Source organism: Microbacterium sp. ZW CA_36 (genome assembly GCF_044987475.1).
Taxonomy (GTDB): Bacteria; Actinomycetota; Actinomycetes; order Actinomycetales; family Microbacteriaceae; genus Microbacterium.
In genome coordinates this window covers 1-23,299 of sequence record NZ_JBJDRL010000038.1, presented here as the reverse complement: position 1 = coordinate 23,299, position 23,299 = coordinate 1, and the positions used below count along the sequence as shown (strand labels likewise).

Here is a 23,299-nt window from a genome sequence, read left to right as displayed (position 1 = left end):
TCCATCCGCTCATGACAGCACCTGGGTGACCTGCGGGAAGTGCCGCATGTAGGCCTCGCCCATCGTGTCGTGGGGCAGGCCCAGGTTCGGGCCGGCGTTGCGCTTGAGCTGCACGCCGCGGCGGGTCGCGAGGTCGGTGTAGTACGACCACATGTGCTTCTGGGCGGGCAGGCACTCCATCGCCGCGCGCTTGCGCGGGAACGCCTCGGTGATGTCGAGCAGGACGTTCGGGGTGAAATCGCACTGCTCGGGCTGGTGCGGCTCGAAGAAGAAGACGGGCGGGGCACCGATGATGTCGTCCTTCGAGGGGTAGCTGCCGTCGGAGTTCGCCACGCCGATCGCCTGCGCCAGCACGCGGGCGTCGAGCGCCATGCGCGCAGCCGCGGGGTGGTCGCCGTTGTACGGGTCGCGGAGCGTGTGCGTCAGCACCACCGTGGGCTGCACCCGCCGGTACAGGTCGACCAGGCGCGCGACGGCCTCGCGCGACTCGACGAGCGGGTAGTCGCCCAGGTCGAGGAATTCGATCTCGGCTCCGAGAGCGGATGCCGCGGCCTCGGCCTCGTCGCGGCGGATGCGCTTGATCTCGTCCAGCGACTTGCCGTCGAGCCACTGGCTGGCCGACTCGCCCCGCTCGCCGTACGACAGGCAGGCGACCACCGCGCGCTCGCCGCGGAGGGCCGCGGCGGCGATCGCGCCGCCTGCCCGCCAGACGAAGTCGCCGGCGTGGGCGCTGACGACGAGGAGCGTGTCGGCAGTGTCTGTCATGGGGCCAGCGAATCACACCCATCGCGAAATGGTCAACAAATTGTCTACAATTGTGGCGACCAAATACCTCTGGACGTAGGTATAGCGGACACGTAGCATCGCGCTCAGGTCACCCCGGAACACTGGACGAGGAAGTCGAGGAACTCATGGCGAGCAATCTGCAGGAGCTCATGGAGCAACGGGGGAGCGTGGTCGACATGCTGCGGAACTCGCAGCTCGGCACCTACATCTACCCCGTCGTGCCCGCGGAGTTCACGAACTGGCGCCGCGAGCAGAAGGCCTGGCGCGAGACGGCGGTGCTCTACGACCAGACGCACCACATGGTGAACTTCTTCATGACCGGCCCCGACGCGCTGAAGCTGCTGTCGGACACCGGCATCAACTCGTTCGCGAACTTCCCGGTGAACACCGCGAAGCAGTTCGTGCCGACCTCGTCGACCGGCGGGGTGATCGGCGACGGCATCCTGTTCCACCTCGCCGAGGACGAGTACGTCTACGTGGGCCGCGCGCCCGGCGCCAACTGGCTGCAGTTCCACGCCGAGACCGGCGGCTACGACGTCGAGACCCGCTACGACGACCGCTCGCCGTCGCGGCCGTACGGCGAGGCGGTGACGCGGGAGTTCTATCGCTTCCAGATCCAGGGCCCGAACGCCTGGCCGATCATCGAGAAGCTCGCGGGCCGCGAGGTCGAGCAGGTGCGGTTCTTCCACATGGGTGAGCTCGAGATCGCCGGGGAGCACGTGCGCACGCTCCGGCACGGCATGGCCGGAGCCCCCGGCCTCGAGATCTGGGGGCCGTACGCGCAGCACGGCAGGATCCGGGATGCCGTGCTCGAGGCGGGGCGCGAGTTCGGGCTCGAGCCGTGCGGCTCTCGCGCGTACTCGTCGAACACCCTCGAGTCGGGGTGGATCCCGTCGCCGCTTCCCGCGATCTACACCGGCGGAGACATCGAGCGGCGCTACCGCGAGTGGCTGCCGGCGAGCAGCTACGAGGCGATCAACGCCCTCGCCGGATCGTTCGTGTCGGACGACATCGAGGACTACTACCTGAACCCGTGGGACCTCGGCTACGGCTCGTTCGTGAAGTTCGACCACGACTTCATCGGCCGCGAGGCCCTCGAGCAGGTCGATCCCGAGGCGCAGCGCAAGAAGGTCACGCTCGCGTGGAACGACGAGGACCTCGGCCGCATCCTCACGAGCGTGCTCGACCGCGAGGGACCGGGGTATCAGTTCTTCGACCTGCCGAACGCGAATTACGGCTCGTCGAACTACGACGCCGTGATCGACGCGGACGGCAGTCACGTCGGGCTGTCTCTCTTCACCGGCATCACCGCGAACGAGAAGCGCGGCCTGTCGCTGGCGACGGTCGACAGAGACGTGCCGATCGGCGCGGAGGTGCGCGTGGTGTGGGGCGAGCCCGACGGCGGCTCGCGCAAGACCACGGTGGAGCCGCACGAGCAGATCGCGGTGCGCGCCGTGGTCAGCCCGGTGCCGTACGCCGAGACCGTGCGGCAGGAGTACCACGGCGGCTGGCGCACCGCCGGAGCGGCCTAGCCTGCGGCGCCGGTGCGCGGCGCCGGTGCCGGGCGCGTCGACAGGCTCGGTGACCAGGCTGAGCGACCGGCGGGCCCGGCATCCGTCCCCCGATCCGAAGGAGGTTCGACGTGGCACGCGGCTCGGACGGTGAGTCCGTCTTGCACAAGCACCTGCGGGTGCTGCAGGCGTTCGACGTGCTGCGCCCGTTCCTCACGCTGACCGAGATCGTGGAGACGACCGGCCTCGCCGTGTCGACCACCCACCGTCTCGTCGCCGAGCTCGAGCGGGAGGGCCTGCTCGAACGGATGCCGGACCGCTCGTACCGGCTCGGCATCCGGCTGTGGGAATTCGCGTCGCGGACCCCCGGCGCTCTCGGGCTTCGGGAACTCGCGCGGCCGTGGCTCGAGGCCGTGCACTCGCGGGTGCGTCAGCACACGCAGCTCGGGGTGCTGAGCGGGCGGGACGTGCTCTTCATCGAGCGCCTCTCGACCAGGGAGGCGGTCGTCAACGCCACCGTGATCGGCGGCCGCGTGCCGCTGCCGGTCAGCTCGAGCGGCCTGGTGCTGCTCGCCCACTCCGAGCCGGGCGTCGTGGCGGACGTCATCGCGGCCGGCTGGCCGGCGTATACGTCGGCGACCATCCGCACCGGTGAGGAGCTGCGGGCGCGGCTGCGCCGGGTGCGCGCGGACGGGTTCGCGGTCACCGACGGGCACATCCATCGCGAGTCGCGTGGCATCGCGGTGCCGATCCTCGATCCGCACGGCCCGGTGCACGCGTCGCTGGGCGTCGTCGTGCCGAACGACGGCACCTCGCCGCAGGCGGCGGTCGAGCTCCTGACCGTGGCGGCGGCCGGCATCTCGCGTGCGCTCGAGGCGGCGGGCGGTGCAGGCGGACACGGCATGCGCACGCTCGCCAGCACCTCGCGGAGATCGCTGGACTACTTCTCGTCGCTCGACGCCCACACCCTGCCGTCGGCATCCGCCGGCTGATCGGCGCTCGTGGGCCGGCGCGCGTCCGGGGTCACGAAGTGTCGCTTCGGAGTGGAGGTGGCGGCGTGTCGTGACACTTGAACGCCGCGGCGATGTCGGATGTCGAGGGCCCGGGCATCGGCGGATGCCCGGGCCCTCGCGCGTCACGACGAGACGCGTCGCGCGATCATCCCGTCACGCAGGCGTACGAGCTCGCGTCGTCGATCGATCCGGCGCCCGAGTACTCCGGCCAGGCCGGGTACTCGCACATCGGGCGCGTGCGGTCGGCGCCCGCGTTGCCGTCGCTCGCCACGAGGCCGGACGGGGCGACGCCCTGCTCGACCCAGTCGACGATGGCGTCGAGGCCGTCGTACTGCGCCACGAACCGGCCCTGGCCGTGGCCCCAGCCCGGCACCATGTAGAACTTCGCGAACCTGTCGAGGCGCTTGCCGAACTCGTCCTGGAGCGCCTCCCAGTACTGCACCGTGTTGTGCGGCGTGATGAAGTCGTCGATGGTGCCGTGGGTCAGGATGATCTTGCCCCCGTGCGCGCGGAACTGGTTGAGCGAGACATCCGTCACGTCCATGATCTCGCCCACCTCCTGCACCCGGTCGGCGTAGTCCAGCGGATCGACCGTGTACGGGTCGAAGCCGGGGGGATCACCCGCGACGCCGTACCGCATCGTGGCCTCGAACACGGCGAACTGCAGCCCCTGCGCCTGCGCGCTGGTGCCGAAGCCCGCGAAGCCCTGGTACAGGGCCCCTTCGAGGAGTGCGCTCTTCGCGAAGATCGAGTTGCCCTCGATGTCGATGCCCAGGTCGTAGTCGGTGCTGATCTTCACCGCGGCCGCGATCTCGACATCCGAGAGGCAGGTGTCGACGGTGGCGGCATCCACTCCTGCCGGGCAGGCGAGCGACTGGATGTCGAACGCCGCGTCGCAGCCGGAGACGTTGCTGACGATCCCGTCCACGGCCCCGTCCAGCCCGTCGCACGTCGCGTAGACCGCGTTGGTGATCGTCGCCGTCTCGGCGGAGTTGAGGTGCCCGGCGCCGCCCTCGAGCTGCAGCGCGTCGCGGAAGTTGACCGCGCCCACGTGCATCATCGTGACGTTGTAGGCCGGGTAGTTCGCGATGACGCCGTCGTAGTCCTTCGGGTAGCGCGCCGCCGCGTCGAGGGCCTCGTGCCCGCCCTGCGAGCCGCCGATGAAGTACGACCACTCGGCGTCCATGCCGTAGGCCGCCTCGATGACCACCGCGGCCGCATCGTGCGCCTTCTTGACCGACCACTGCCCGTAGTTGAGGAACAGCTCCTCGTCGAGCTGGAAGGTGCCGTCGAACCCGGGTGCGCCCTGGTGGCCGCCGTCGGAGCCGAGGGTGACCCAGCCCTGCGACAGCGCGGTCGGGGTGCCGGCCGGCTGGGCGGTGTAGGCGCCGGTCGCGGTGACCAGAGATCCGTCGAACCCGCCGCCGCCGAACTGCAGGGTGCGCTCGTTCCAGGCAGCGGGGAGGTTCACCTGGAACTGCATGTCCTGCGGTGCCGAGACCGCGCGGATCCAGCCGGTGACCGCGCAGTAGCTGCCGGCGGCATCCCACACCGCCGTCTCGACGTCGGCGCCGTTCGTCGGCAGGCCGATGTCCTTCGCGGAGATCGTGAGGCCGGCGAGAGACGTGCACTCGGATGCCGTGAGGGTGGGCGATCCGGCGTGGGGACCGCCGGGGGCTGCCGTGGCCGACGAGACGCCGGCCGTGAGGACGAGAGCTGCGGCGACGGCCAGCGACACCGCTGACAGCCGCCTGAACGTGGATTTCATCGACGCTCCTTCGCGTTGTGAACCGCAGCCGCCGTGGGGCCGGCGCCGTGCGTGTGCGGCGACGATGACATGCGCTCGCGCCGGCGGCAACGGCACTTCCGTCCAATGCGCTTCGTCGTTGTGCCGGGCGGGCGATGCGGGTATGTTGCCGGTCTCGCGCCGCGGGCAACGGATATCGGTCGTTGAGCGGAGGGCGCTCTGGCGCCCGAAGACGAAACGCCTGCGACCGAGGGTTCGCGTCGGGTCTGGCGCGTTTCGTCTCTGCGTTTCGTCTCGCAAGCTCGCTCGACGACCACGTTCCTCGCGTGCTCAACGACCGGAATCGTCGCGGTCGGCGACGAGCCGCTCGAACCACGCGAGCGTCGCGCGCGTCATGTCGGCGGGCTGTCCCGACGACTCGAGGGCCGCCAGGGCCGCGCGCACCTCGTGCTCGCGGCGCACGGCGTGCAGGGTCGAGCCGTCGACGAGCCGGTCGACGAGCGCGGCGCCGTCGGGACCCAGCTCGTCCGCCATCTGCGCGCGCAGCCACTCCTCGGCTCCGGCGGCGCGCGCGGCGCCGAGTCCCTCGAGCACGAGCGCCGCCAGCCCCTTCATGAACACGCTCCGCAGCAGCCGCAGGCGCGCCGCCTCACCCGCGTCGCCGTCGATGACCTCGACGGGCACCTCGAACGGACCGACGCGCTCGGCGAACCGGCGGGCTCCGGTCCCGCTCGCGAGGAGCGGCGTCCGGTGCCCGGCGCGCACCACGGGCGCGAGCACCGCGACATCGGCCATCGCGAGCCCGTGGTCGGCGGCCAGGCGGGCGATGCGCTGCTTGAGGTCGGGGGCGGCGGTGTTGAGATCGGCGTAGACGGCCCCTGCGGCGATGTGGGGCAGCGCCTCGCGGGCGACGGATGCCGCGGCATGCCCGGTGACGAGGCTCAGCGCCACGTCTGCCCCGGCGAGGGCCTCGGCCAGCGTCGCGAACTGCGGCACATCGGGGTCGCCGAGGTCGTGGGCGGGGTCGAAGGCGCGGACGTCGGCCCCGGCATGCGCCAGGCCGCGGGCGTAACGACGGCCGGCTTCGCCGAGGCCGAGGATCGCGATCGTCGTCATGGCCGCCAACCTTAGAGCACCGGCGCAGACCCGGGGCGGGCGCCGGGGGCGGGGTCGGAGATGCCCGCAGCGACCGGCGCGCCGGTGTCGTGCGGGTCGGTGTCGAGACTCTCGAGGTACTCGAGCGAGCGGCGCGACCCGCTCACGAGCGAGCGGATGCCGTGGGTGCGCTCGTCGACGTCGGGCCGATACGCGGCAGCGAGCTCGCGCGCGATGCCGGTGGCGGCGCGGCGCAGCAGCTCGGCGTACCCGTGGGTCGAGGCGCCGTCGTTGGGGACCACCACGCCGATGGCGGCGTACACGCTGCCGCCCGGTCCGGTCACGGGCACCGCGATGCCGCGCGACTCGGCGTGGATGGCGCCCTCCGTCACCGCGTAGCCGTCCTCGCGCACGCGCCGCAGCTGCGCGCGCAGCTCCGCGCCCGTGCGGATCGTGCGCTCGGTGTAGGGTCGCAGCCCGCGCGCGATCACGTCGTTGACAAGTGCGTTGTCGGCATAGGCCAGCAGTGCGAGACCGCTGGAGGATGCGTGCAGCGGGATGCGTCCGCCGATGAGCGTCGCGTTCACGACGGCCTCGCGGGTCGACATCCGATCGATGAAGAGCACATCGCGCCCGCTCAGCACGCCCAGCTGCGCGTGCTGACGCACCCGTTCGTGCACGGCGCCCAGCCACGGGCGCGCGATCTCGCGGAGACCGACCGCGCCCGGCGTGCGGCTGGCGAACTCCCACAGCCGCACACCGAGGCGGTACGTGCGATCGGGCAGCCGTTCGAGCAGTCCCTCGCGCTCGAGCTCGGCGATGAGCCGGTGCGCGCTCGAGCGCGGCACTCCGGCGGCATCGGCGATCTCGCTGAGCGTGAGGAACGGATGCCACGCGTCGAAGCTCTCGAGCACGCGCAGGTGCCGGTGCAGGACCGACTCGCCCGCAGATCCTCGTGCCACGGCATCCTCCTCGATGACGCCGCCATCGTAACCCCGCGGGCATCGCGGAGTTCCGTTCAGCGGAACCGGGGCGTTTCGTCTCGCTCGTTCCTCGCTCGCTCAACGACCGGTGGTGGGGGCGTTTCGTCTCGCTCGTTCTTCGCTCGCTCAGCGACCGGGGGTGGGGGTGTTTCGTCTCGCTCGTTCCTCGCTCGCTCAACGACCGGGGGTGGGAGCGCGTTTCGTCTCGCTCGTTCCTCGCTCGCTCAACGACCGGGGGTGGGGGTGTTTCGTCTCGCTCGTTCCTCGCTCGCTCAACGACCGGTCGTTGAGCGAGCGAAGCGAGACGAAACGCGCCGAACGCGCTTCAGGCGTTCGCGCGGTACACCGTCCGGGCGTAGTCGTGGTAGGGCGCGGGGGCGACGGTCGCACGGATGCGCACCTGGCGGTGGTCGGCGTCCACCGAGTCCTTGCGGGAGATCGGATCCTCGCCCCAGACGACCTCGACCTCGTCGCCGTCGCGGAGCCCCACGTCCAGGGTGGCCAGCGACATGTAGAGCTGGTCGTACGCGACGTATCCGGCATCCGTCGAGATCCCCACGCGCTCGCCGTCCTTCAGGATCTCGTCCATCTGGTACAGCCCGTAGCGGGCCTTCGGGAAGTCCAGGTACTTCGCGGGCGTGCCGGGCTCGACCTGCGAACGGACGACCGCCGCGACGTCGTCGGCGTTCCAGATCAGCGTGACCTTGCGGCGCCGCTGGTTCTCGGCGTGCTTCTCGAGCGCCTCGCGTCCGTGGAAGTCGTGGTCGAAGCGCACCGAGCGCCCGAGGCCGATGTCGAACGGCGTCATGTAGAAGTCGTGGACGTCGCTCGAGTACAGCGAGCCGGCGACCGAGCCGATGCGCGCGGCGGGGAGCCACGCGCGGTACTCCGCGAAGTCATCGTCGAACACGGCGGGGAAGGGGGTCGGCACCCAGCCCGACTCCAGCGGCGACGACGAGTACGCCTTCGCTCCGACACGGCGGATGTCGTGCTCCTCGCCCGCCGTCATCAGCGCCTCGAGCACGATCTCGTTGTCTTCCCAGGGGCCGTAGAACTCGAACCCCGGCTGTCCGGCCATGCCGTGGCGGAGCGCCTTGACCGGCCGCCCGGCGATGGTCACGTCGCCGATGTGGAAGAACTTGATCTCGGGCGCCGGCCCGCCGAACACCTTCTCCATGACGAGGTCGGCGTGGGGGCCCTGCAGCTCGTAGCGGTAGAAGGTCGGCGGTCCCTGCCGCATGTGCGAGTTGGCCTCGAGGCGGTACCGGACGTCCTGGCCGGCGGACTGCGCCTTCTCGACGTTGAAGCGCACCCAGTCGATGAGGATGTGGTGCCCGATGAGCACGAGGCCCTCGGGGCCCTCGGCGTTGTAGAACAGGATGCCGTCGCCGATGAGGTAGCCGTCCTGGTTCACCGAGATCAGCTGCTTCGCGACGCCGGGACGGAACGTCGCGAACGTGTTGGGCGAGATCGAGCTCAGCAGCGGGATGAGGTCGGCGCCGTCGAGGAACAGCTGCGTCATGTGGTGCGACTGGTCCATGAGCGCGACCGACGTGTTCCAGGCCCGCTGCTCGTCGCGCCAGTTCGTGAACTCCGGTGCGACCGGGAATGTGAATGCCGGCCAGTTCTGGTTACGCAGCAGTTCCACCGCGCTGCCTGCGCGATCGATCGCCTGGGCGAGTGTCTCGGTCATCGTCGACCCTCCTTCGTTTGTTGCGGAAGCTGCGGTCAGCGTAAGAGCTCCTTCCGGTGGCTCGTCCGCGCTGTTCCGTTGAACGGAATCGGATGCCGCATCCCCCGGTCGGGCGGGCCAGCATCGAATCGCAGGGTCACGGTTGCGAAACTTCACACCAAAATCGTTGACAATCTTTCCGGGGATCCGTAGCTTTCCCAGCAGGGGAGGACTCGAGTCCCCTTGATGACCACACGCGACGACGCGAAAGGTGGGGCCATGGGCGCTCGGCTCGCAGTCCGCGACGTCAGCCTTCATTTCGGCGGCGTCAAGGTGCTCGAGGACGTGAGCTTCACCGTGGAGCCGGGTCAGATCTTCGGCCTGGTCGGCCCCAACGGCGCCGGCAAGACGTCGCTCTTCAACTGCGTGAGCGGTCACTACCGGCCGAGCGCCGGCTCCATCACGATCGATGACGTCGAGGTCGTCGGGTCGTCCCCGGCCACGCTCGCGCGGAAGGGGCTGGCGCGGACGTTCCAGCATCCCGCGCTCCAGCTGCGCGAGACCGTGCTCGAGAACGTGCTCCTCGGCGCCCATACGCGCCTTCCCGGCGGTCCGGTGGAGTGGTCCCTGCGGCTGCCGCGCACGGTGCGCGCCGAGAAGGCGCTGCGGCAGGAGGCGCTCGACCTCCTGGAGCGCAACGGCCTCGGGTGGGCCGCCCAGATGCGGGCCGACGAGCTGTCGCACGGACTGCACAAGGGCATCGAGCTCTGCCGCGCGCTGCTCACCCACCCCGGCCTCCTCCTCCTCGACGAACCGGCGGCAGGCCTCCCGCACGCCGAGGTGGAGCAGCTCATCGAGACGGTGCGGCGGGTGCGCGACGAGGACATCACGGTGGTGATCGTCGAGCACAACATGGGGCTCATCTCGGCGCTCACCGACCGCGTCGTGGTGCTCGATCACGGCCGCAAGCTGATGGAGGGCTCGGCCGCGGAGGCGCAGGCCGACCCCCGCGTCATCGAGGCCTACATCGGGAAGGACGCGGTCGATGACGCTGCTTGAACTGGCCGACGTGCGCGCCTTCTACGGCCGCGTCCAGGTGCTCGAGGGCGTCTCGCTGGTGGTCCCCGACGGGGGCGCGGTCGGCATCCTCGGCGCGAACGGCGCTGGGAAGACCACGACGCTGCGCGCGATCTCGGGGACCGTGCGCTCGACGGGAACGATCCGCTTCGACGGCAAGGACCTGCGGGGACTGCGTCCCGACCAGGTCGCCGCACGCGGGATCGCGCACGTGCCGGAGGGGCGCGGCACGCTCGGCAATCTGACGGTGCGGGAGAACCTCAGGGTCGGCGCCTACAAGCGCAAGGACCGCAAGGGCATCGCGTCGGACATGGACTACTGCCTCGACCTGTTCCCGCAGCTGCAGGACCGGATCCGCTCCAACGGCTCGGCGCTCTCGGGCGGCGAGCAGCAGATGCTCGCGATCGCCCGCGCCATCATGTCGAAGCCGCGGCTGCTGCTGCTGGACGAGGCATCACTCGGTCTCGCTCCCGGCACCGCGAAGAGCGTGTACCAGGCGATCGGCCGGCTGCGCAGCGAATCGGGCATCGCGATGCTCGTGGTCGAGCAGAACGCCAACCTCGCCTTCACCCTCGTCGACAGCGCCACGGTGCTCGAGACAGGGCGCAACGCCCTCACCGGCTCGTCGGCGGAGCTCAAGGGCATGGACGAGATCCGCCGCGCGTACCTGGGAGGCTGACGTGGGCACGTTCATCCAGCTCGTCATCGACGGCCTCTCGACCGGCTCGATCTACGCCGCCCTCGCGCTCGCGATCGTGCTGGTGAACCAGGCGACCGGGCTCATCAACTTCGCGCAGGGCGGCATGGCGGTGCTGTCCGCCTACATCGCGTGGGCGCTGAACGGCCTCGGCATCCCGCTCCTGCTCGCGATCCTCGCAGCGGTCGTCATCTCGTTCTTCCTCGGAGCCGTCATCGAGCGGTATCTCATCCGGCGCTTCGAGCGGGGCGACCCCGACACCGCCGTCGTCGTGACGATCGGCCTGCTCACCTTGATCACGGGGTTCTGCGCCTGGATCTGGACGTACAACAACCGGCTGTTCCCCTCACTGTTCCCGCTCGAGACCATCCAGATCGCTGGGGCGGTGATCAGCGTCCGCTCGCTCGGCACCTTCATCGTGATCGTCGCATGCATGCTGCTGCTGCAGGCGCTGTTCCTGGGCACCAAACTCGGTCTCGCGCTGCGCGCAGTCGCGATCAATCCCGCGTCCGCCGCGTTCTCCGGCGTGAACGTCGGCCGCAACCTCATGATCGGCTGGGGGCTGGCGGCCGTCCTCGGCGCGGTCGCCGGCGTGCTCGTGGCGCCGCAGCTGACCCTCACGCCCGGGATGATGGACTCCGCCCTCGTCTACGCGCTCGCCGCGTGCATCCTCGGCGGCCTGTCGAGCCCCATCGGCGTCGTGGTGGCCGCGTGGCTCATCGGCGTGCTCGAGAACCTCGCCGCCGTCTACGTGCCGTTCATCGGTCACGACCTGAAGATCGCGGTGCCCTTCATCCTCATCTTCGTCGTGCTCTTCCTGCGACCACAGGGCCTGTTCGGACGGAAAGCGGTGGTGCGCGTCTGATGGCTGCGAACACGGACCTCTCCAACCGGTCGCCCCTCCTCGAGCGCCCCTGGGTGCGCTGGGCCGTCATCGGCCTCGTCATCGTGCTGATGATCGTGCTGCCGCTGATGCTCCCGGAGTTCGCCAACCAGACGATCGCCCGTATCGGCGTCTTCGCCGTCGCCGTCCTGGGCCTCAACGTCGTGATGGGCTACACCGGCCAGGTCTCGCTCGGCCAGATCTTCTTCGTCGGCGTCGGCGCCTACGTCACGGCGTTCGGCGTCAATGCCGACTGGAACGTCGTGCTCGTCTTCGTGCTCGCGTGCCTGGTCCCCGCGGTCATCGGCCTGGTCATCGCCCTCGCCGCCGCGCGTCTGGGCGGACTCGCCATCGCCATGGTGACGATCGCGCTGCCGATCATCGGCGTGCCGCTCGCCAAGCGCCTGTCCGACTTCACGGGCGGCTCGCAGGGCACCTCCGCCCGCTTCTCGGGCGCACCGGAGTGGACCGGCCTGTACGACGACCAGTGGCAGCTGTACATCGTCTTCCTCATCGGCGGCATCACCTTCATGCTCACGCGCAATCTCGTGCGGGGCAAGTACGGCCGGGCCTTCGCGATCGTGAAGGGCAACGAGGCGGTCGCCGGGTCGCTGGGCGTGTCGCCGTACCGCTTCAAGGTGCTCGCGTTCACCATCGCATCGCTCATCGGCGGCGTGAGCGGCTTCCTCTACATGGTCGTCATCCAGTACACCTCGCCCGAGACGCTGCACTTCGGCCACTCGATCGAGCTGCTCGCGTCGATGGTGATCGGCGGCGCCGGCAGCATCCTCGGCTCGCTCCTCGGGGGCATCTGGTACGTGCTGCTGCCGCAGGTCACCAACCTCATCGACCCGAACATCACCGCCATGCTGCAGGGCGCCATCCTCCTGGTCGTGCTGTTCATCCTGCCCGGCGGCCTGGTATCGCTTCCGAGCCTGTGGCGGCGACGCGGGCGCGACACCGGCTCCGGTCGTCCGGGTGGACCCGTCGGCGGTGCCATGCAGGCGGATGCCGCGGCATCCGTCACCGGAACCTCCACCGTCGGCGACGCACTGGGCGTCCCTTCGGCGCAGTCACCACCACCACCACCTACGACCCAGTCACCACCACCACCTACGACGCAGTCACCACCACCACCTACGACGCAGTCACCACCACCTACGACGCAGTCGTAACACACAGAGAGGCATGACCCATGAGCACGAATCGCAGAAGGATGCGCGTCGCCTCGGTCGTCGCGGGGATCGGCATCGTCGCCGTCCTCGCTGCCGGCTGCGCACGCGGCGGCGGATCGCCGAACGACACCGACGACGGCGGCGCCGCCGAGGCGAGTCCGGGTATCACCGACGACTCGATCACCCTCGGCATCACCACCCCGCTGTCGGGTCCGACCGCCGGTCCGGGCACCTGCACGGTCGCCGGCATCACCGCGTACTTCGGCGCCCGGAACGCCGAGGGCGGCGTGGAGTTCGGCGACGGCAACACCCGCACCGTCGAGATCGAGGCGCTGGACGACGAGTACGACCCGCAGAAGGCCAAGGCGAACTACGACCAGCTCAAGAGCAGCGTCTTCGCGATGACCGCCGGCCTCGGCACGCCCACCAACCGGGCGTGGCTCGACGCGGCGATCGCCGACGAGGTGCCGCAGGTGCTGATCATGACGGGCGACCCGATCTTCAGCAACCAGGAGGAGAGCCCCTGGCAGCTCGGCTTCGTGCCGATCTACCAGAACGAGGGCGAGGCGTTCGGCGAGCTGCTCGCCGGATCGGCCGAAGACCACAAGGTCGCGATCCTGTCGCAGAACGACGACTACGGCGAGGGCTACGTCGAGGGCTTCAAGACCGCCATCGAGGGCGCCGACAACATCGAGGTCGTCAAGGAGCTCACCTACGAGGCCACCGACACCTCGGTCGACGCGCAGCTGACCGAGCTGGCCGGCTCGGGCGCCGACGTGTTCTTCAACGCGATGTCGATCACCCCGCTGGTGATCTCGTCGCTGCAGAAGTCGCAGGAGCTCGGCTGGCTGCCCTCGTGGTTCCTGCCGTCGAACACGTCGAGCCCGACGGCGATCCTCGAGCCGGGTGGCGCCGCGGCGTTCCCCGGCGTCTACACCGTGGCGTTCGCGCAGTCGGCGGCTGCGCCGACGTTCGCCGAGAGCGAGGAGGGCGCCGCATTCCTCGAGCAGCTCGCGGAGTACGCGAACTACCCGGACGTCCCGGCGTTCCCGCACTGCGTCTGGTCGTACCAGATCGGGGCGACGCTCGAGGAGGTGTTCGGCAACATGACCGAGCCGACGCGCGACAACTTCATGGAAGCGCTGCGCGACGTCTCGGGCTTCACGGCGCCGCTCATGCTCGAGGGCTCCACCGTAGACACGACCGAGGACGGCCTGCCCGCCGTCTCGACCGTGCAGGTGCAGAAGTACAACGGCAAGGGCTACGCCCCCGCCGAGAGCTGGGACGAGTGACCTGAGGAGTGCGGAGGGGCGACCGGAGCATCCGGCCGCCCCTTCGCCGTGCGCCGGTGCGCTTCGTCTCGCTTCGCTCGCTCAACGACCGGAAGTTCCGCCCCCGGTCGTTGAGCGAGCGAGGAACGCGGTCGTTGAGCGAGCTTGCGAGTCGAAATGCAGAGACGAAACGCGCTCCCGGTCGAAACGCCCTCGCACCCCGGTCGTTGAGCGAGCGAGGAACGCGGTCGTTGAGCGAGCTTGCGAGTCGAAACGCAGAGACGAAACGCGCTCCGCGCCCGGTCGTTGAGCGAGCGAGGAACGCGGTCGTTGAGCGAGCTTGCGAGTCGAAACGCAGAGACGAAACGCGCCGAGCGGCGATCACTCCATGCCGTGCAGGACCTTGACGATGCCCGAGAGGTGCGCGCGCGTCGCGGCCTCGGCGGCGTCGGGGTCCTTGGCGAGGATCGCGTCGATGATCGCGATGTGCTCGGGAGCCGACGTCGCGGCGCGGCCGGGGTGGAACGCGAGGCGGAACTGGTGGCGCGCCGACTGGGCGCGCAGGCGCTCGAGCAGCTGCGTGGCGGTGCCGTGGCGGCTGAGGTCGCGGATGCGGCGGTCGAGCTCCTGGTTGAGGCGCGAGTACGCCATGAGGTCGCCCGACGCGATCGCCGCTTCGATGTCGGCGCGCAGCGCGCGCAGGCGCTCGGCATCGGCGGGCGTGAGGTTCTCGGCGGCCTTGCGCGCGCAGAGCGTCTCGAGGCCTATGCGCACCTCGACGATCTCGATCGCCTCGTCGACGGTGATCGCGCGCACGCGCGCGCCGCGGTTGGGCAGGCGCTCGACGAGTCCCTCCCCGGCGAGATTGAGCAGGGCGGTGCGCACCGAGGCGCGCGATGCGCCGTACCGCTCGCTCAGGTCGGCTTCGATGAGGCGCTGATGCGGTGCGAACTGGGCGTCGAGGATCGCCTCGCGGATCACCTGTGTGAGGTCGGGCCGCTCCATCGTCTCGTCGTCGTCGCTGCGCACTGCGGCATCCGTCATCTGGCCATCCCCTTCGGTGCCCTCGTCCGTGCACTGACACTATCTCGCGACGATGGTCCCATCGGGAAGCATTTCATACGAAATCTGCGCGAAAATCGTCGACAATCTTGATTCACGCGTATGCGAGAGGCACGCTGGGAGCAGGTGTCGACCACGCACCGGCGTCGACCCGCTGACAACCAGAACATCGTGCTTCGGCGATAGCCGGAGTGATGAAGAAGCACAAGGCCCGGCGAGAGCCGGAGCAGGGAAGCACGAGCCCCGGCGAGAGCCGGAGCCAAAGGGCACAGAGAGGTGGCGTTCCATGGGCGAGACCGCGATGGGGACATCGGTTCGGACGGGGCTGTACATCGGCGGTGAGGAGCGGTTCACGGAGGACGTGCTGACGATCCCCGACCCCGGCAGGCCCGGAGTGGTCGTCGGCGAGGCGGCCGCGGCATCCGTCTCCGATGTGAAGGATGCCGTTGCCGCGGCGAAGGCGGCCTTCCCGGCGTGGGCGGCGCTCACGGCTCAGGAGCGCGCCGCGCAGATGGCGGCCGCGATCGCGGGCATCGCGGATGATCGCGACGAGGATGCCGCGATCCTGTCGCAGGAGAACGGCAAGATCCGGATGGAGGCGTGGATCGACGGGCTCGTGTTCGAGATCCGCTGGAACCTCGCCCTAATGCTCGCCGACGAGGTGGATGCCGCCAAGACGCTGCCGCCGGTGCCCGGCGCGATCCCGGTGTCGACCGAGGTGTCGTACCAGCCACTGGGCGTCGTGACCGTGATCGTGCCGTTCAACTGGCCCATCGCGATCCTCGGCGCCGCGCTCCCGCACGCGCTGCTGGCCGGTAACACCGCGATCGTGAAGCCGCCGCCCTCGGCGCCGCTGGCGACCACGCGGGTCGTGCAGCGGGTCGCCGAGAAGCTGCCGCCGGGCGTGCTGAACGTCGTCACCGGACGCGACCAGGACATGGCCGAGCTCATCCAGAACCCCGACGTCGCCAAGGTCTGCTTCACCGGCAGTGTGAACGGCGGCAAGCGGATCATGGAGATGGCGTCCAAGACGCTGACCCGCGTGACGCTCGAGCTGGGCGGGAACGACGCGGCGGTCTTCCTCGACGACGCGATCCTCGACGACGCGCACCTCGACCGGCTCTACGCCGCGATCTACGACACCACCGGGCAGATCTGCATGAACGCCAAGCGCGTCTACGTGCACCGTTCGCGGATGGACGAGCTGGTCGCGGGACTCGCCGCGCGGCTCGAGAAGGCCACGCTCGGCCACGGCCTCGACGAGGGCACGACGATGGGCCCGCTGCATCAGCCGGCTCAGAAGGCGTTCGTCGACGAGATCATCCAGGAGGCGAAGGATGCCGGAGCCGATGTGCGCGAGTACGGCTCCCTGCCGGGGGGTGATCTGGCGGGCGGGAACTTCGTCCGCCCCGCGATCGTCGTCGACCCCGAGCTCGACCTGCGCGTGGTCACCCAGGAGCAGTTCGGCCCGGTCATCCCGGTGATCCCGTTCGACGACGAGGCCGAGGCGGTGCGCCTCGCCAACGACACGTGGGGCGGCCTCTGCGGATCGGTGTGGACGGGTTCGCCGGAGGCCGCGCAGCGCGTCGGTTCCCAGCTGGAGTGCGGCTACGTGTGGATCAACGACCACGGGGCGACCCGCCTCGACCTGCGTGCGCCGTTCGGCGGCATGAAGCAGTCGGGCTTCGGGCGTGAGCAGGGCATCGAGGGCGTGCGGGCTTTCCAGGACACCCGCTCGATCGCCACGCTCGACCCGGAGGTGCTGGCCTCGATGGCCCACTGACAGGTGGGCAGGCTCAGGGGCCGGGTCGACCTATGCGGGTGGAATCCACGCGCGGGCTATATAGGTTCACCTGGATGCTCTCGAGTCTGAGGGGCCAGCGCCGGTCCTCAGGAGCCCTCGGGTCATTTTGGCGGAAGGGCTCGCACACGGTTGCTGCGCGGGTTGTGCTCGAGTTCAACCATGCCGAGTTCCTCGAGTAGCGGGGGCAGGTACATCCCGAAGCGGCCGCGATAGCCCTTTCGGGTGCCGTACCACCCGCCGACTGGGTTGGAGTCGGAGCGCCCCCACGCTTCGACGGACCCGTCGGCGGCAGGTTTCTGTTCGTCTGCGGCGCCGAGCGGAACCCAGTCGCCCTGTTCGAGCAACCAGGTGTGGAGGTCGTCGATAGCCCGCGCCTGGTAAGTCAGGCGGGTGCTGCCCACCTGGCACACCAGCCCGTCGCCATCGCGGTACATGGTGTACTCCGAGGTGCCAGGCGCTGTGCGCAGCACCCACGGGTCCCCGCTCGTTCCTGCTGCCATGACTTCTCCCTCAGTGGCCGTTCGACCCCAGTGTGGCGGTGCCGGGGGTCGCCGTAAAGACTGTCGGCTGGTGCGCGCCAGCCGCCGCTGCGTCCACCACCGAGAGCTTGCCCTGCCGCGGGGTCGAGCTGAATGAGCAGTTCTTCATCGCCATTCGCGGTGTCGCGAACTTAGTTGACTTGTGTCGTGCTGCGGCGCACGGCGCCCACCGCTCCGCTGGCGGCCGGTCAGTTCTTCTCCCGCGGGTCGCGCAAGCTGTTCATGGCATCGATGAGCGTGGAGTGGATGTAGTCGAGTTCGGGTGTGGCGAAGTTCTCCCACGACTCGCCTGCAGCGGAGGCATCCGCGGCATTCCACTCGCCGATGTCGCCAGACGCGTCGGAGGTGTCGGATGCGGCATCCCATTCCTGCTCTGCGGGGGTGTGCTGGTAGACCCACCACAGGTGACCGAACGGGTCGGCGAAACGCGAGAACACATCACCCCAGAAGTCGGTCGGCTCCGTGACGATCCGTGCACCGCGCTGGACCGCCCGCTCGAGAGTCGCCGCCGCATCGACGACGTATACGCGCGTGAACGCGGGGGTGTACGGCCACGCCGGCTTGCGGTCGGCGATGGTGAGGAGAGAGTCACCGATGTGGACCTCGGAGTGGAGGACGAGCCCGTCGGCATCAGCCGTGCGGGCGTCGGGGTTCTCGACGGCATCGAAGACAGCGCCGACGAAGGCGATGAGGCCCGTCGCGTCGTCCGTCATGATGAATGAGTTCACGGTGTTCGAACCGGCTGGGGCCGGCGGAAGGGGAAGGGAAGGCAACGTGGACATGGGGTACTCCTTCGTGTGTCCGCTCAATGCTCCCCGACAATCCGGACAGTGTCAGTCCTCAGCACCCACCATTCGCTGTCCCGGTACCGACCGCAACAGCGCTCAATGACCTGGATGCGAAGCAACAGCTCGCCCCGTTCGACATGCGCGTTTGCGGATCCGAACAGTACAAGCGGATCGAACAGTACAAGCGGATCCGGACCGTACAAAAGGAGTTGAAGTCTGAGCCGAGTGGCCACCTAGGCTGGGAGCGCGCTGGGTGGCCCATGGTCAGCTCGGCGCTCGAAAAAGGCGGTCACCATGCAAGCTCGTACCGACATCGTAGTGAGCGACATCCCGAGGCTCGTCGCATGGCGACAGCAGCTTCTCCAAGCCCACGAACGACTTCGTCTCGCACTCAGCACCGCGCAGCGGGCCGCCCGCGATGGTGCGGATATCGCAGACGCCTCGCGAGATCTCCTGCTCTACTGCCACGGCTTCTGCCTCGCTCTCGACGGCCATCACCGAGGAGAAGACGCGCTGCTGTTTCCCGCCCTCGTCGAGCAGTACCCGGCAGCGGCACGTGTGGTCAGCATGCTCCGGCAAGACCACGACAGGATCGCCTCCCTTCTGACCGGATTCGACAGCGCAGCGCGGTCCGGCGAATCGTCCGCGAGCCTCGCACGTCACTTGGAGGGTCTTGCGGCGATCATGGAGTCACACTTCCGGTTCGAGGAACGAGAGTTGGAACCGCTACTCGACCAGCTCGAGCTTGATGCCGACCCAGCCGTCGTCTTCGGTCCACTATGACCGCGTGACCCCGCGGGCCCGCTGGAGCATCACCAACCGTGGCGCCCGCAGCGAGACGGCGGCCAACGATCTTCCTGCCACGCTCGCTTAGGGATTCCGCTTAGGGAGGTTCTGTCTGGACTCACCCGGACGGGCGCGTGTCGTCTAGGGCCGCATGCCTCGGAGGGTGGTGCGGAGGAGTGCGTCGACATACTCGTTGCTCAAGGGGCCGCTCCGCTGTAGCCAGCGATTGAGGATCGGCCCCCAGATGATGTCGATCGCCACGTCGAGATCGAGGTCGTCCGCGAGCTGCCCCACCTGTTGCGCTTCGCGCAGACGCTGTCGTTTGGCTTCGCGCAGCGGGGCGTCGAGCTGTCGATGGTAGGCCTCGGCGAGACTCTCATCCTGGGCAAGCTCGGTGGCGAGGGCTCGCATCGGTTCGGAGAGCCGCGGATCATTCAACTCCGCGACCGTCGCCCGCAGCACCAGGGTGAGATCGGCCTGGAGATCGCCCGTATCGGGGAGCCGTGGCGTGTCACCGCCGTCTTGCGCGCTGAGGAGGAGGAACGCGTCGAACAGGACAGCCGCCTTCGACGCCCACCACCGGTAGATGGTCTGCTTCCCGACGCCGGCGCGCGATGCGATGCCTTCGATCGTGATGCGGGGATACGGCACTTCCTGCAGCAGATCGAGTGTCGCGTCGAGCACGGCTCGGCGTGCATTCTCGTTGCGTCGCGCGGGGTCGGGGCTCGGCATGCCAGCAGTCTATGGCAAGACGAGACGTTGCGTATTGCCATGGTGGAGAACCCGTGCTAGCTTCATCTCAAGCGAGACGAACCGTCTCGTCTCAGCAAGGAGTGCTCATGATTCAGTCTTCCCCGTCATCTCTCACGTGGTTCATCACCGGCGCGAGTCGGGGCATCGGCCATGCTCTCGCGGCGGCGGCCCTTGACCGTGGCGATCGTGTCGTCGCGGCCGCACGAACCGCAACCGCAGCGACGTTTGCCGCACATCACCGGGACCGTGTCCTCGCCCTGGATCTGGACGTGACCGACAAAGCCGCCGTCGACGCCGCCGTCGCGGCTGCCGTCGAGCGCTTCGGCGGGCTCGATGTCGTGGTCAACAACGCCGGCAACCTGTCCATGGGCATGGTGGAGGAATTCACCGAGCAGCAGGCGCGGGCACAGTTCGAAGTGAACCTCTTCGGCGCACTGTGGGTAAGTCAAGCGGTGATGCCGCACCTGCGCGCGCAGGGCTCGGGCCACATCCTCCAGATCTCGAGCATCGCGGCCCTCGGTGGCTTCCCCAGCACGGGGCTCTACAGCGCGAGCAAGTTCGCCCTCGAGGGGATGAGCGAAGCTCTGGCAGCGGAAGCGGCCTCTTTCGGCGTGAAGGTCACGATTGTGCAGCCCGGCGGCTATTGGACCGACCTGTATTCGAACATCACCGCGACAAACCCGAGGGAGCCGTATGCGCCGCTGCGGGCCGAGCTGGAGCGGCAGTGGGCGGAGGGATCGGTCGACAGCGACCCTCGCCTCGCAGCCGACGCGATGCTCACCCTCGTGGACAGCGACACACCACCACTGCGGTTGCTGCTCGGGAGCATGGTCTATGACCTCGCACACCAGCTCACGGGGCAGCGCATCGCCACCTGGGCGGCCTGGGAGAACGTCAGCCGGACCGCCGAACACGCCGCTTCACACCCCGAACACGCGGACATAGCTGCCGCAGCCAGCTGAGCCAGATCGCAGCAGGGCGACGGACGAGAAACGCCACCGATCAGCGAACATCACCCGCAGCTGTCGGGAGTGCGCTGGCGGACCCGCCGTGGACAGTCGGCTTCTTGTCGACAACCCTCAGGAAGAGTGTTCTGACGAGTCGCCGCCCGGAGCGATATCCATCGACCAGCCGTCGCCGTTGAGGTGGTAGACGATGCGCGTGTGTCGGCGATCGGTTGATCCTTGCCAGAACTCGACCCGTGTGGGCTGGAGGCGCCATAGGGTCCAGTCCTCGGAGGGGACACCCGCCCGCGCCGCTGCGCTGCGCGAAAGAAGGTCTGCCTCGCTCTCTGCTCGCGTCGCACGGACGACACGCCCGCGCACCCGCACGGCACGCACCATCGGCTGCCACCAGAACGTGAGAGCCGCCACCGGGTTCGCGGCAAGCTGTGCACCGCTCCGGCTCGATCCCCGGCCGGCGAAGGCCCACCCGCGGGCGTCGACGTCTTTGAGGATCAGCGTCCTCGCGTCTGGCATCCCATCGGCGCCGATCGTCGACAGTGTCATGGCGAGCGGCTCGGGTACGTCCGCGAGGACCGCGTCATCAAGCCAGTCGACGAACTGTGCAGCAGGATCCGCGCGTAACGCTGCGGTGTCCAGACCTGGCGCCGACCCGGTCAGGCTCGGGATGGCTCGCAACCTGGCCCGGAGATCATTCGTCACTCGAGGTTCCATGACACGAGTCTGCCATTGGCATCCCGGCGAACTGAGGAGGAGAGGACCAAGCCCGCAACGCGACCCGGCCGATCTCCACGGGGGCAGAGGAACAGAAACTTCCGGCACGCTGAGGGGTCCGCCTACGCGCGCTCGACGCTCGACTCGGCGTGCCACGTTCACGTGGGCAGGGCGATGAGGTCGCGCCTTCGGGTGGGGGACTTCGTGGCGGGTCGCCACTTCACTTGCGCGTCCCACCAGTACGGGCCCTTCACATATGGGATGCCGTCGAGCATGCGGATGTGTCAGCCGCCGGTGTCGATCGTTCGATGATGAAACCAGCAGAGCAAGACTCCGTTATCAGTGTGCGTCGGGCCGCCGCGGGAGTGCTCTTCGACATGGTGGAGCTCGCACCATTGCGGTGGGACATGGCAACCGGGGATGAGGCAGCCGCCGTCGCGGAGCGTGATCGCTTTGCGTTGGTGGTGGTTGAAGATGCGGTCCAGGGTCGTGATCGACACGATCCGCCCGTTCTCGCCCAGCACGACGCGTTCGATGGCACCCGTGCAGGCGATGTGCCGGGCGACCGGGAGCGGAACCGGCTGGTCGTCGCCGGGGAGGTGGGCGCGACCGTGGCCGGCTGCGAGGTCCTCCTGGCGCACCGACACCACCAGGGTGGGCGCAGCGCCGCCGAGGGTGGGTAGTTCGCCGGATGCGGCGGCGGCGGTGAGCAGCACCGCGAACGCGTCGTGCTGCTTCTGGGCGTGGCTGCGCTGATCAGCCGCCGACGCCACGGGCTCCCATGGATCGCGTTCCGGATCCTCGACGAAGCAGGGCCCTGGTGCCGGTGCGCCGTCGGCGCGCGGATTGAGAACGCTGTCGAAGCCGAGCTGCAGCTGCGCGGCCAGTTCGGGGAGGAGGCGTCCGCGAAGAGGGACGAGGCCGTCGTCGCCGCGACGACCCAGGCTGACACCCCGCCGACGGAGCGCACGGGTGTCGTCGGGTTCCGCGCCGTCCTGGTCGAGGTACGCCGCCCACACCTGCGCCAGGGCGCGCAACTCGTCCGCCGACGCCGGCGGTGCGGCATCCACTCCCTCGCCACACGCGGCGGCAGCCAGCTCGGTGTCTGCGGCGAGCATGTCGGCCCGGCCGGTCTGGCAGCCGCGGAACGCGCCGGTGACCGCGATGATCCCGTCGATGCCGACCTGCACGGTGCTCAGCGCTGCCCGCATACCCGGGAACTCCGCCGGCAGCACCTCACCGGTGGACAACGCGACAGACTGCTGCACCGCGTTCGCTGCGGCTATCAGATCGGACGCCGTCCGCCCCGAGACGCGCGTCGCGCGCTGCACGAGTTCGCTCATGTTGCGGCATCCGTAACGCGTCGTGAGCCGGTCAGCGTGACCGACGTCACCATCACGGTCCACGATCACCGCGACAGCCTCGACCATGACCGCTTCTGCGCTGCGCCGGATCCGGCCGGCCGTCGCGAGTGCACCGAGCACGTCGGTGTCAGCGCACCCCCGCAGCCCACCGTCGGCGAGCGCCGCCGCGGACACTTTCGCGAGCGCGTCGCCGAGCTCCGTGAGAGCGTCGGCGAGGTTCGTCATGCCCCTATTCTGGCGAGGGCCTCCGACATTCAAACACCCAGATCAAGAGGCGAAACCATGCTGTGGATAACCTGGCGAAGAGGCCTGCGAGAGGCGCCTGTGGAGGAATTGAACCGGCCCACCGACGTGGGCGCGGGGTGCGGGCGTTTCGTCTCGCTCGTTCCTCGCTCGCTCAACGACCGAGGATCAGGAACCGCGTTTCGTCTCTGCGTTTCGACTCGCAAGCTCGCTCAACGACCACGTTCCTCGCTCGCTCAACGACCGGGGATCAGGAACCGCGTTTCGTCTCTGCGTTTCGACTCGCAAGCTCGCTCAACGACCACGTTCCTCGCTCGCTCAACGACCGGGGATCAGGAACCGCGTTTCGTCTCTGCGTTTCGACTCGCAAGCTC

At 69.1% G+C, this 23,299-nt stretch carries 21 protein-coding genes; 10 read left to right on the top strand and 11 right to left on the bottom strand.

Translation table 11 applies throughout. The features are described 5' to 3' along the window. Nucleotides 1–9: 9 nt before the first annotated feature. A complete protein-coding gene (locus ACI3KX_RS15150; RefSeq protein WP_363355501.1) occupies nt 10–765 on the bottom strand; it encodes a PIG-L deacetylase family protein in 756 nt (251 codons plus the stop codon). Between the two features lie 146 nt (nt 766–911). On the opposite strand from ACI3KX_RS15150, the gene ACI3KX_RS15145 reads away from it, so the two are divergent. Continuing rightward, nucleotides 912–2,318: an aminomethyl transferase family protein gene (locus ACI3KX_RS15145; protein WP_363355499.1), complete on the top strand. Its 1,407-nt coding sequence runs from the start codon at nt 912–914 to the stop codon at nt 2,316–2,318. A gap of 110 nt (nt 2,319–2,428) precedes the next feature. Beyond that, nucleotides 2,429–3,289 carry an IclR family transcriptional regulator gene (locus ACI3KX_RS15140; RefSeq protein WP_404910259.1) on the top strand — a complete coding sequence of 287 codons (861 nt, stop codon included), beginning with the start codon at nt 2,429–2,431 and terminating at the stop codon, nt 3,287–3,289. Nucleotides 3,290–3,455: 166 nt separating this feature from the next. Here ACI3KX_RS15140 and ACI3KX_RS15135 read toward each other — a convergent pair whose 3' ends face one another. The 4 genes from ACI3KX_RS15135 to ACI3KX_RS15120 all read right to left on the bottom strand — a co-directional run bounded on the left by ACI3KX_RS15135 (nt 3,456) and on the right by ACI3KX_RS15120 (nt 8,828). Further along, nucleotides 3,456–5,078, bottom strand: coding sequence for a tannase/feruloyl esterase family alpha/beta hydrolase (locus ACI3KX_RS15135; RefSeq protein ID WP_404910258.1), 1,623 nt, complete (start codon nt 5,076–5,078; stop codon nt 3,456–3,458). A gap of 309 nt (nt 5,079–5,387) precedes the next feature. Further along, entirely contained in the window at nt 5,388–6,173 is a 786-nt protein-coding gene (locus tag ACI3KX_RS15130; RefSeq protein ID WP_404910257.1) for a DUF1932 domain-containing protein, read from the bottom strand. Between the two features lie 11 nt (nt 6,174–6,184). Then, nucleotides 6,185–7,114 carry an IclR family transcriptional regulator gene (locus ACI3KX_RS15125; protein ID WP_404910256.1) on the bottom strand — a complete coding sequence of 310 codons (930 nt, stop codon included), beginning with the start codon at nt 7,112–7,114 and terminating at the stop codon, nt 6,185–6,187. A gap of 346 nt (nt 7,115–7,460) precedes the next feature. Beyond that, nucleotides 7,461–8,828 carry an aminomethyl transferase family protein gene (locus ACI3KX_RS15120; RefSeq protein WP_404910255.1) on the bottom strand — a complete coding sequence of 456 codons (1,368 nt, stop codon included), beginning with the start codon at nt 8,826–8,828 and terminating at the stop codon, nt 7,461–7,463. A gap of 225 nt (nt 8,829–9,053) precedes the next feature. On the opposite strand from ACI3KX_RS15120, the gene ACI3KX_RS15115 reads away from it, so the two are divergent. Genes ACI3KX_RS15115 through ACI3KX_RS15095 form a run of 5 tightly spaced genes read left to right on the top strand, consistent with a single transcriptional unit; the run spans nt 9,054 to nt 13,931 of the window. Then, complete coding sequence (locus tag ACI3KX_RS15115; RefSeq protein WP_349425522.1) at nt 9,054–9,866, top strand: ABC transporter ATP-binding protein; 813 nt, start codon at nt 9,054–9,056, stop codon at nt 9,864–9,866. Next, a complete protein-coding gene (locus tag ACI3KX_RS15110; protein ID WP_349425521.1) occupies nt 9,853–10,563 on the top strand; it encodes an ABC transporter ATP-binding protein in 711 nt (236 codons plus the stop codon). Before ACI3KX_RS15115 ends, ACI3KX_RS15110 begins: the two co-directional genes overlap by 14 nt. Nucleotide 10,564: 1 nt before the next feature. After that, the gene (locus ACI3KX_RS15105; protein WP_349425520.1) at nt 10,565–11,446 is read left to right on the top strand and encodes a branched-chain amino acid ABC transporter permease; all 882 of its coding nucleotides are present in this window, start codon (nt 10,565–10,567) and stop codon (nt 11,444–11,446) included. After that, nucleotides 11,446–12,639: a branched-chain amino acid ABC transporter permease gene (locus ACI3KX_RS15100; RefSeq protein WP_404910254.1), complete on the top strand. Its 1,194-nt coding sequence runs from the start codon at nt 11,446–11,448 to the stop codon at nt 12,637–12,639. The genes ACI3KX_RS15105 and ACI3KX_RS15100 overlap by 1 nt, the downstream gene beginning before the upstream one ends. A 20-nt stretch (nt 12,640–12,659) precedes the next feature. Next, nucleotides 12,660–13,931: an ABC transporter substrate-binding protein gene (locus ACI3KX_RS15095; protein ID WP_363355484.1), complete on the top strand. Its 1,272-nt coding sequence runs from the start codon at nt 12,660–12,662 to the stop codon at nt 13,929–13,931. A gap of 360 nt (nt 13,932–14,291) precedes the next feature. Here ACI3KX_RS15095 and ACI3KX_RS15090 read toward each other — a convergent pair whose 3' ends face one another. Further along, nucleotides 14,292–14,954: a GntR family transcriptional regulator gene (locus ACI3KX_RS15090; protein ID WP_404910253.1), complete on the bottom strand. Its 663-nt coding sequence runs from the start codon at nt 14,952–14,954 to the stop codon at nt 14,292–14,294. 304 nt (nt 14,955–15,258) lie between these two features. On the opposite strand from ACI3KX_RS15090, the gene ACI3KX_RS15085 reads away from it, so the two are divergent. After that, on the top strand, nt 15,259–16,755 hold the full coding sequence (locus ACI3KX_RS15085; protein WP_363355480.1) for an aldehyde dehydrogenase family protein: 1,497 nt from the start codon (nt 15,259–15,261) through the stop codon (nt 16,753–16,755). 122 nt (nt 16,756–16,877) lie between these two features. Here the strand turns inward: ACI3KX_RS15085 and ACI3KX_RS15080 are convergent, their stop codons facing one another. Together ACI3KX_RS15080 and ACI3KX_RS15075 are read right to left on the bottom strand one after the other, a co-directional pair. After that, nucleotides 16,878–17,276 (bottom strand): DUF6855 family protein, encoded by a 399-nt coding sequence (locus ACI3KX_RS15080; RefSeq protein ID WP_363355478.1) that lies wholly within the window; start codon nt 17,274–17,276, stop codon nt 16,878–16,880. Nucleotides 17,277–17,503: 227 nt separating this feature from the next. Beyond that, the gene (locus ACI3KX_RS15075; protein ID WP_363355476.1) at nt 17,504–18,097 is read right to left on the bottom strand and encodes a VOC family protein; all 594 of its coding nucleotides are present in this window, start codon (nt 18,095–18,097) and stop codon (nt 17,504–17,506) included. A 300-nt stretch (nt 18,098–18,397) separates the two neighbouring features. Here ACI3KX_RS15075 and ACI3KX_RS15070 point away from each other — a divergent pair, with 300 nt between their 5' ends. Further along, complete coding sequence (locus tag ACI3KX_RS15070) at nt 18,398–18,886, top strand: hemerythrin domain-containing protein (RefSeq protein WP_363355474.1); 489 nt, start codon at nt 18,398–18,400, stop codon at nt 18,884–18,886. Between the two features lie 144 nt (nt 18,887–19,030). Here ACI3KX_RS15070 and ACI3KX_RS15065 read toward each other — a convergent pair whose 3' ends face one another. Further along, entirely contained in the window at nt 19,031–19,621 is a 591-nt protein-coding gene (locus tag ACI3KX_RS15065) for a TetR/AcrR family transcriptional regulator (protein ID WP_363355472.1), read from the bottom strand. An 11-nt stretch (nt 19,622–19,632) separates the two neighbouring features. On the opposite strand from ACI3KX_RS15065, the gene ACI3KX_RS15060 reads away from it, so the two are divergent. Beyond that, nucleotides 19,633–20,604 carry an SDR family NAD(P)-dependent oxidoreductase gene (locus tag ACI3KX_RS15060; RefSeq protein WP_404910252.1) on the top strand — a complete coding sequence of 324 codons (972 nt, stop codon included), beginning with the start codon at nt 19,633–19,635 and terminating at the stop codon, nt 20,602–20,604. Nucleotides 20,605–20,721: 117 nt separating this feature from the next. Here the strand turns inward: ACI3KX_RS15060 and ACI3KX_RS15055 are convergent, their stop codons facing one another. Beyond that, nucleotides 20,722–21,318 carry a pyridoxamine 5'-phosphate oxidase family protein gene (locus tag ACI3KX_RS15055; RefSeq protein WP_363355470.1) on the bottom strand — a complete coding sequence of 199 codons (597 nt, stop codon included), beginning with the start codon at nt 21,316–21,318 and terminating at the stop codon, nt 20,722–20,724. A gap of 284 nt (nt 21,319–21,602) precedes the next feature. Continuing rightward, nucleotides 21,603–22,907, bottom strand: a complete 1,305-nt coding sequence (locus ACI3KX_RS15050; protein ID WP_363355468.1) for a DUF222 domain-containing protein — start codon at nt 22,905–22,907, stop codon at nt 21,603–21,605. Nucleotides 22,908–23,299 lie beyond the last annotated feature (392 nt).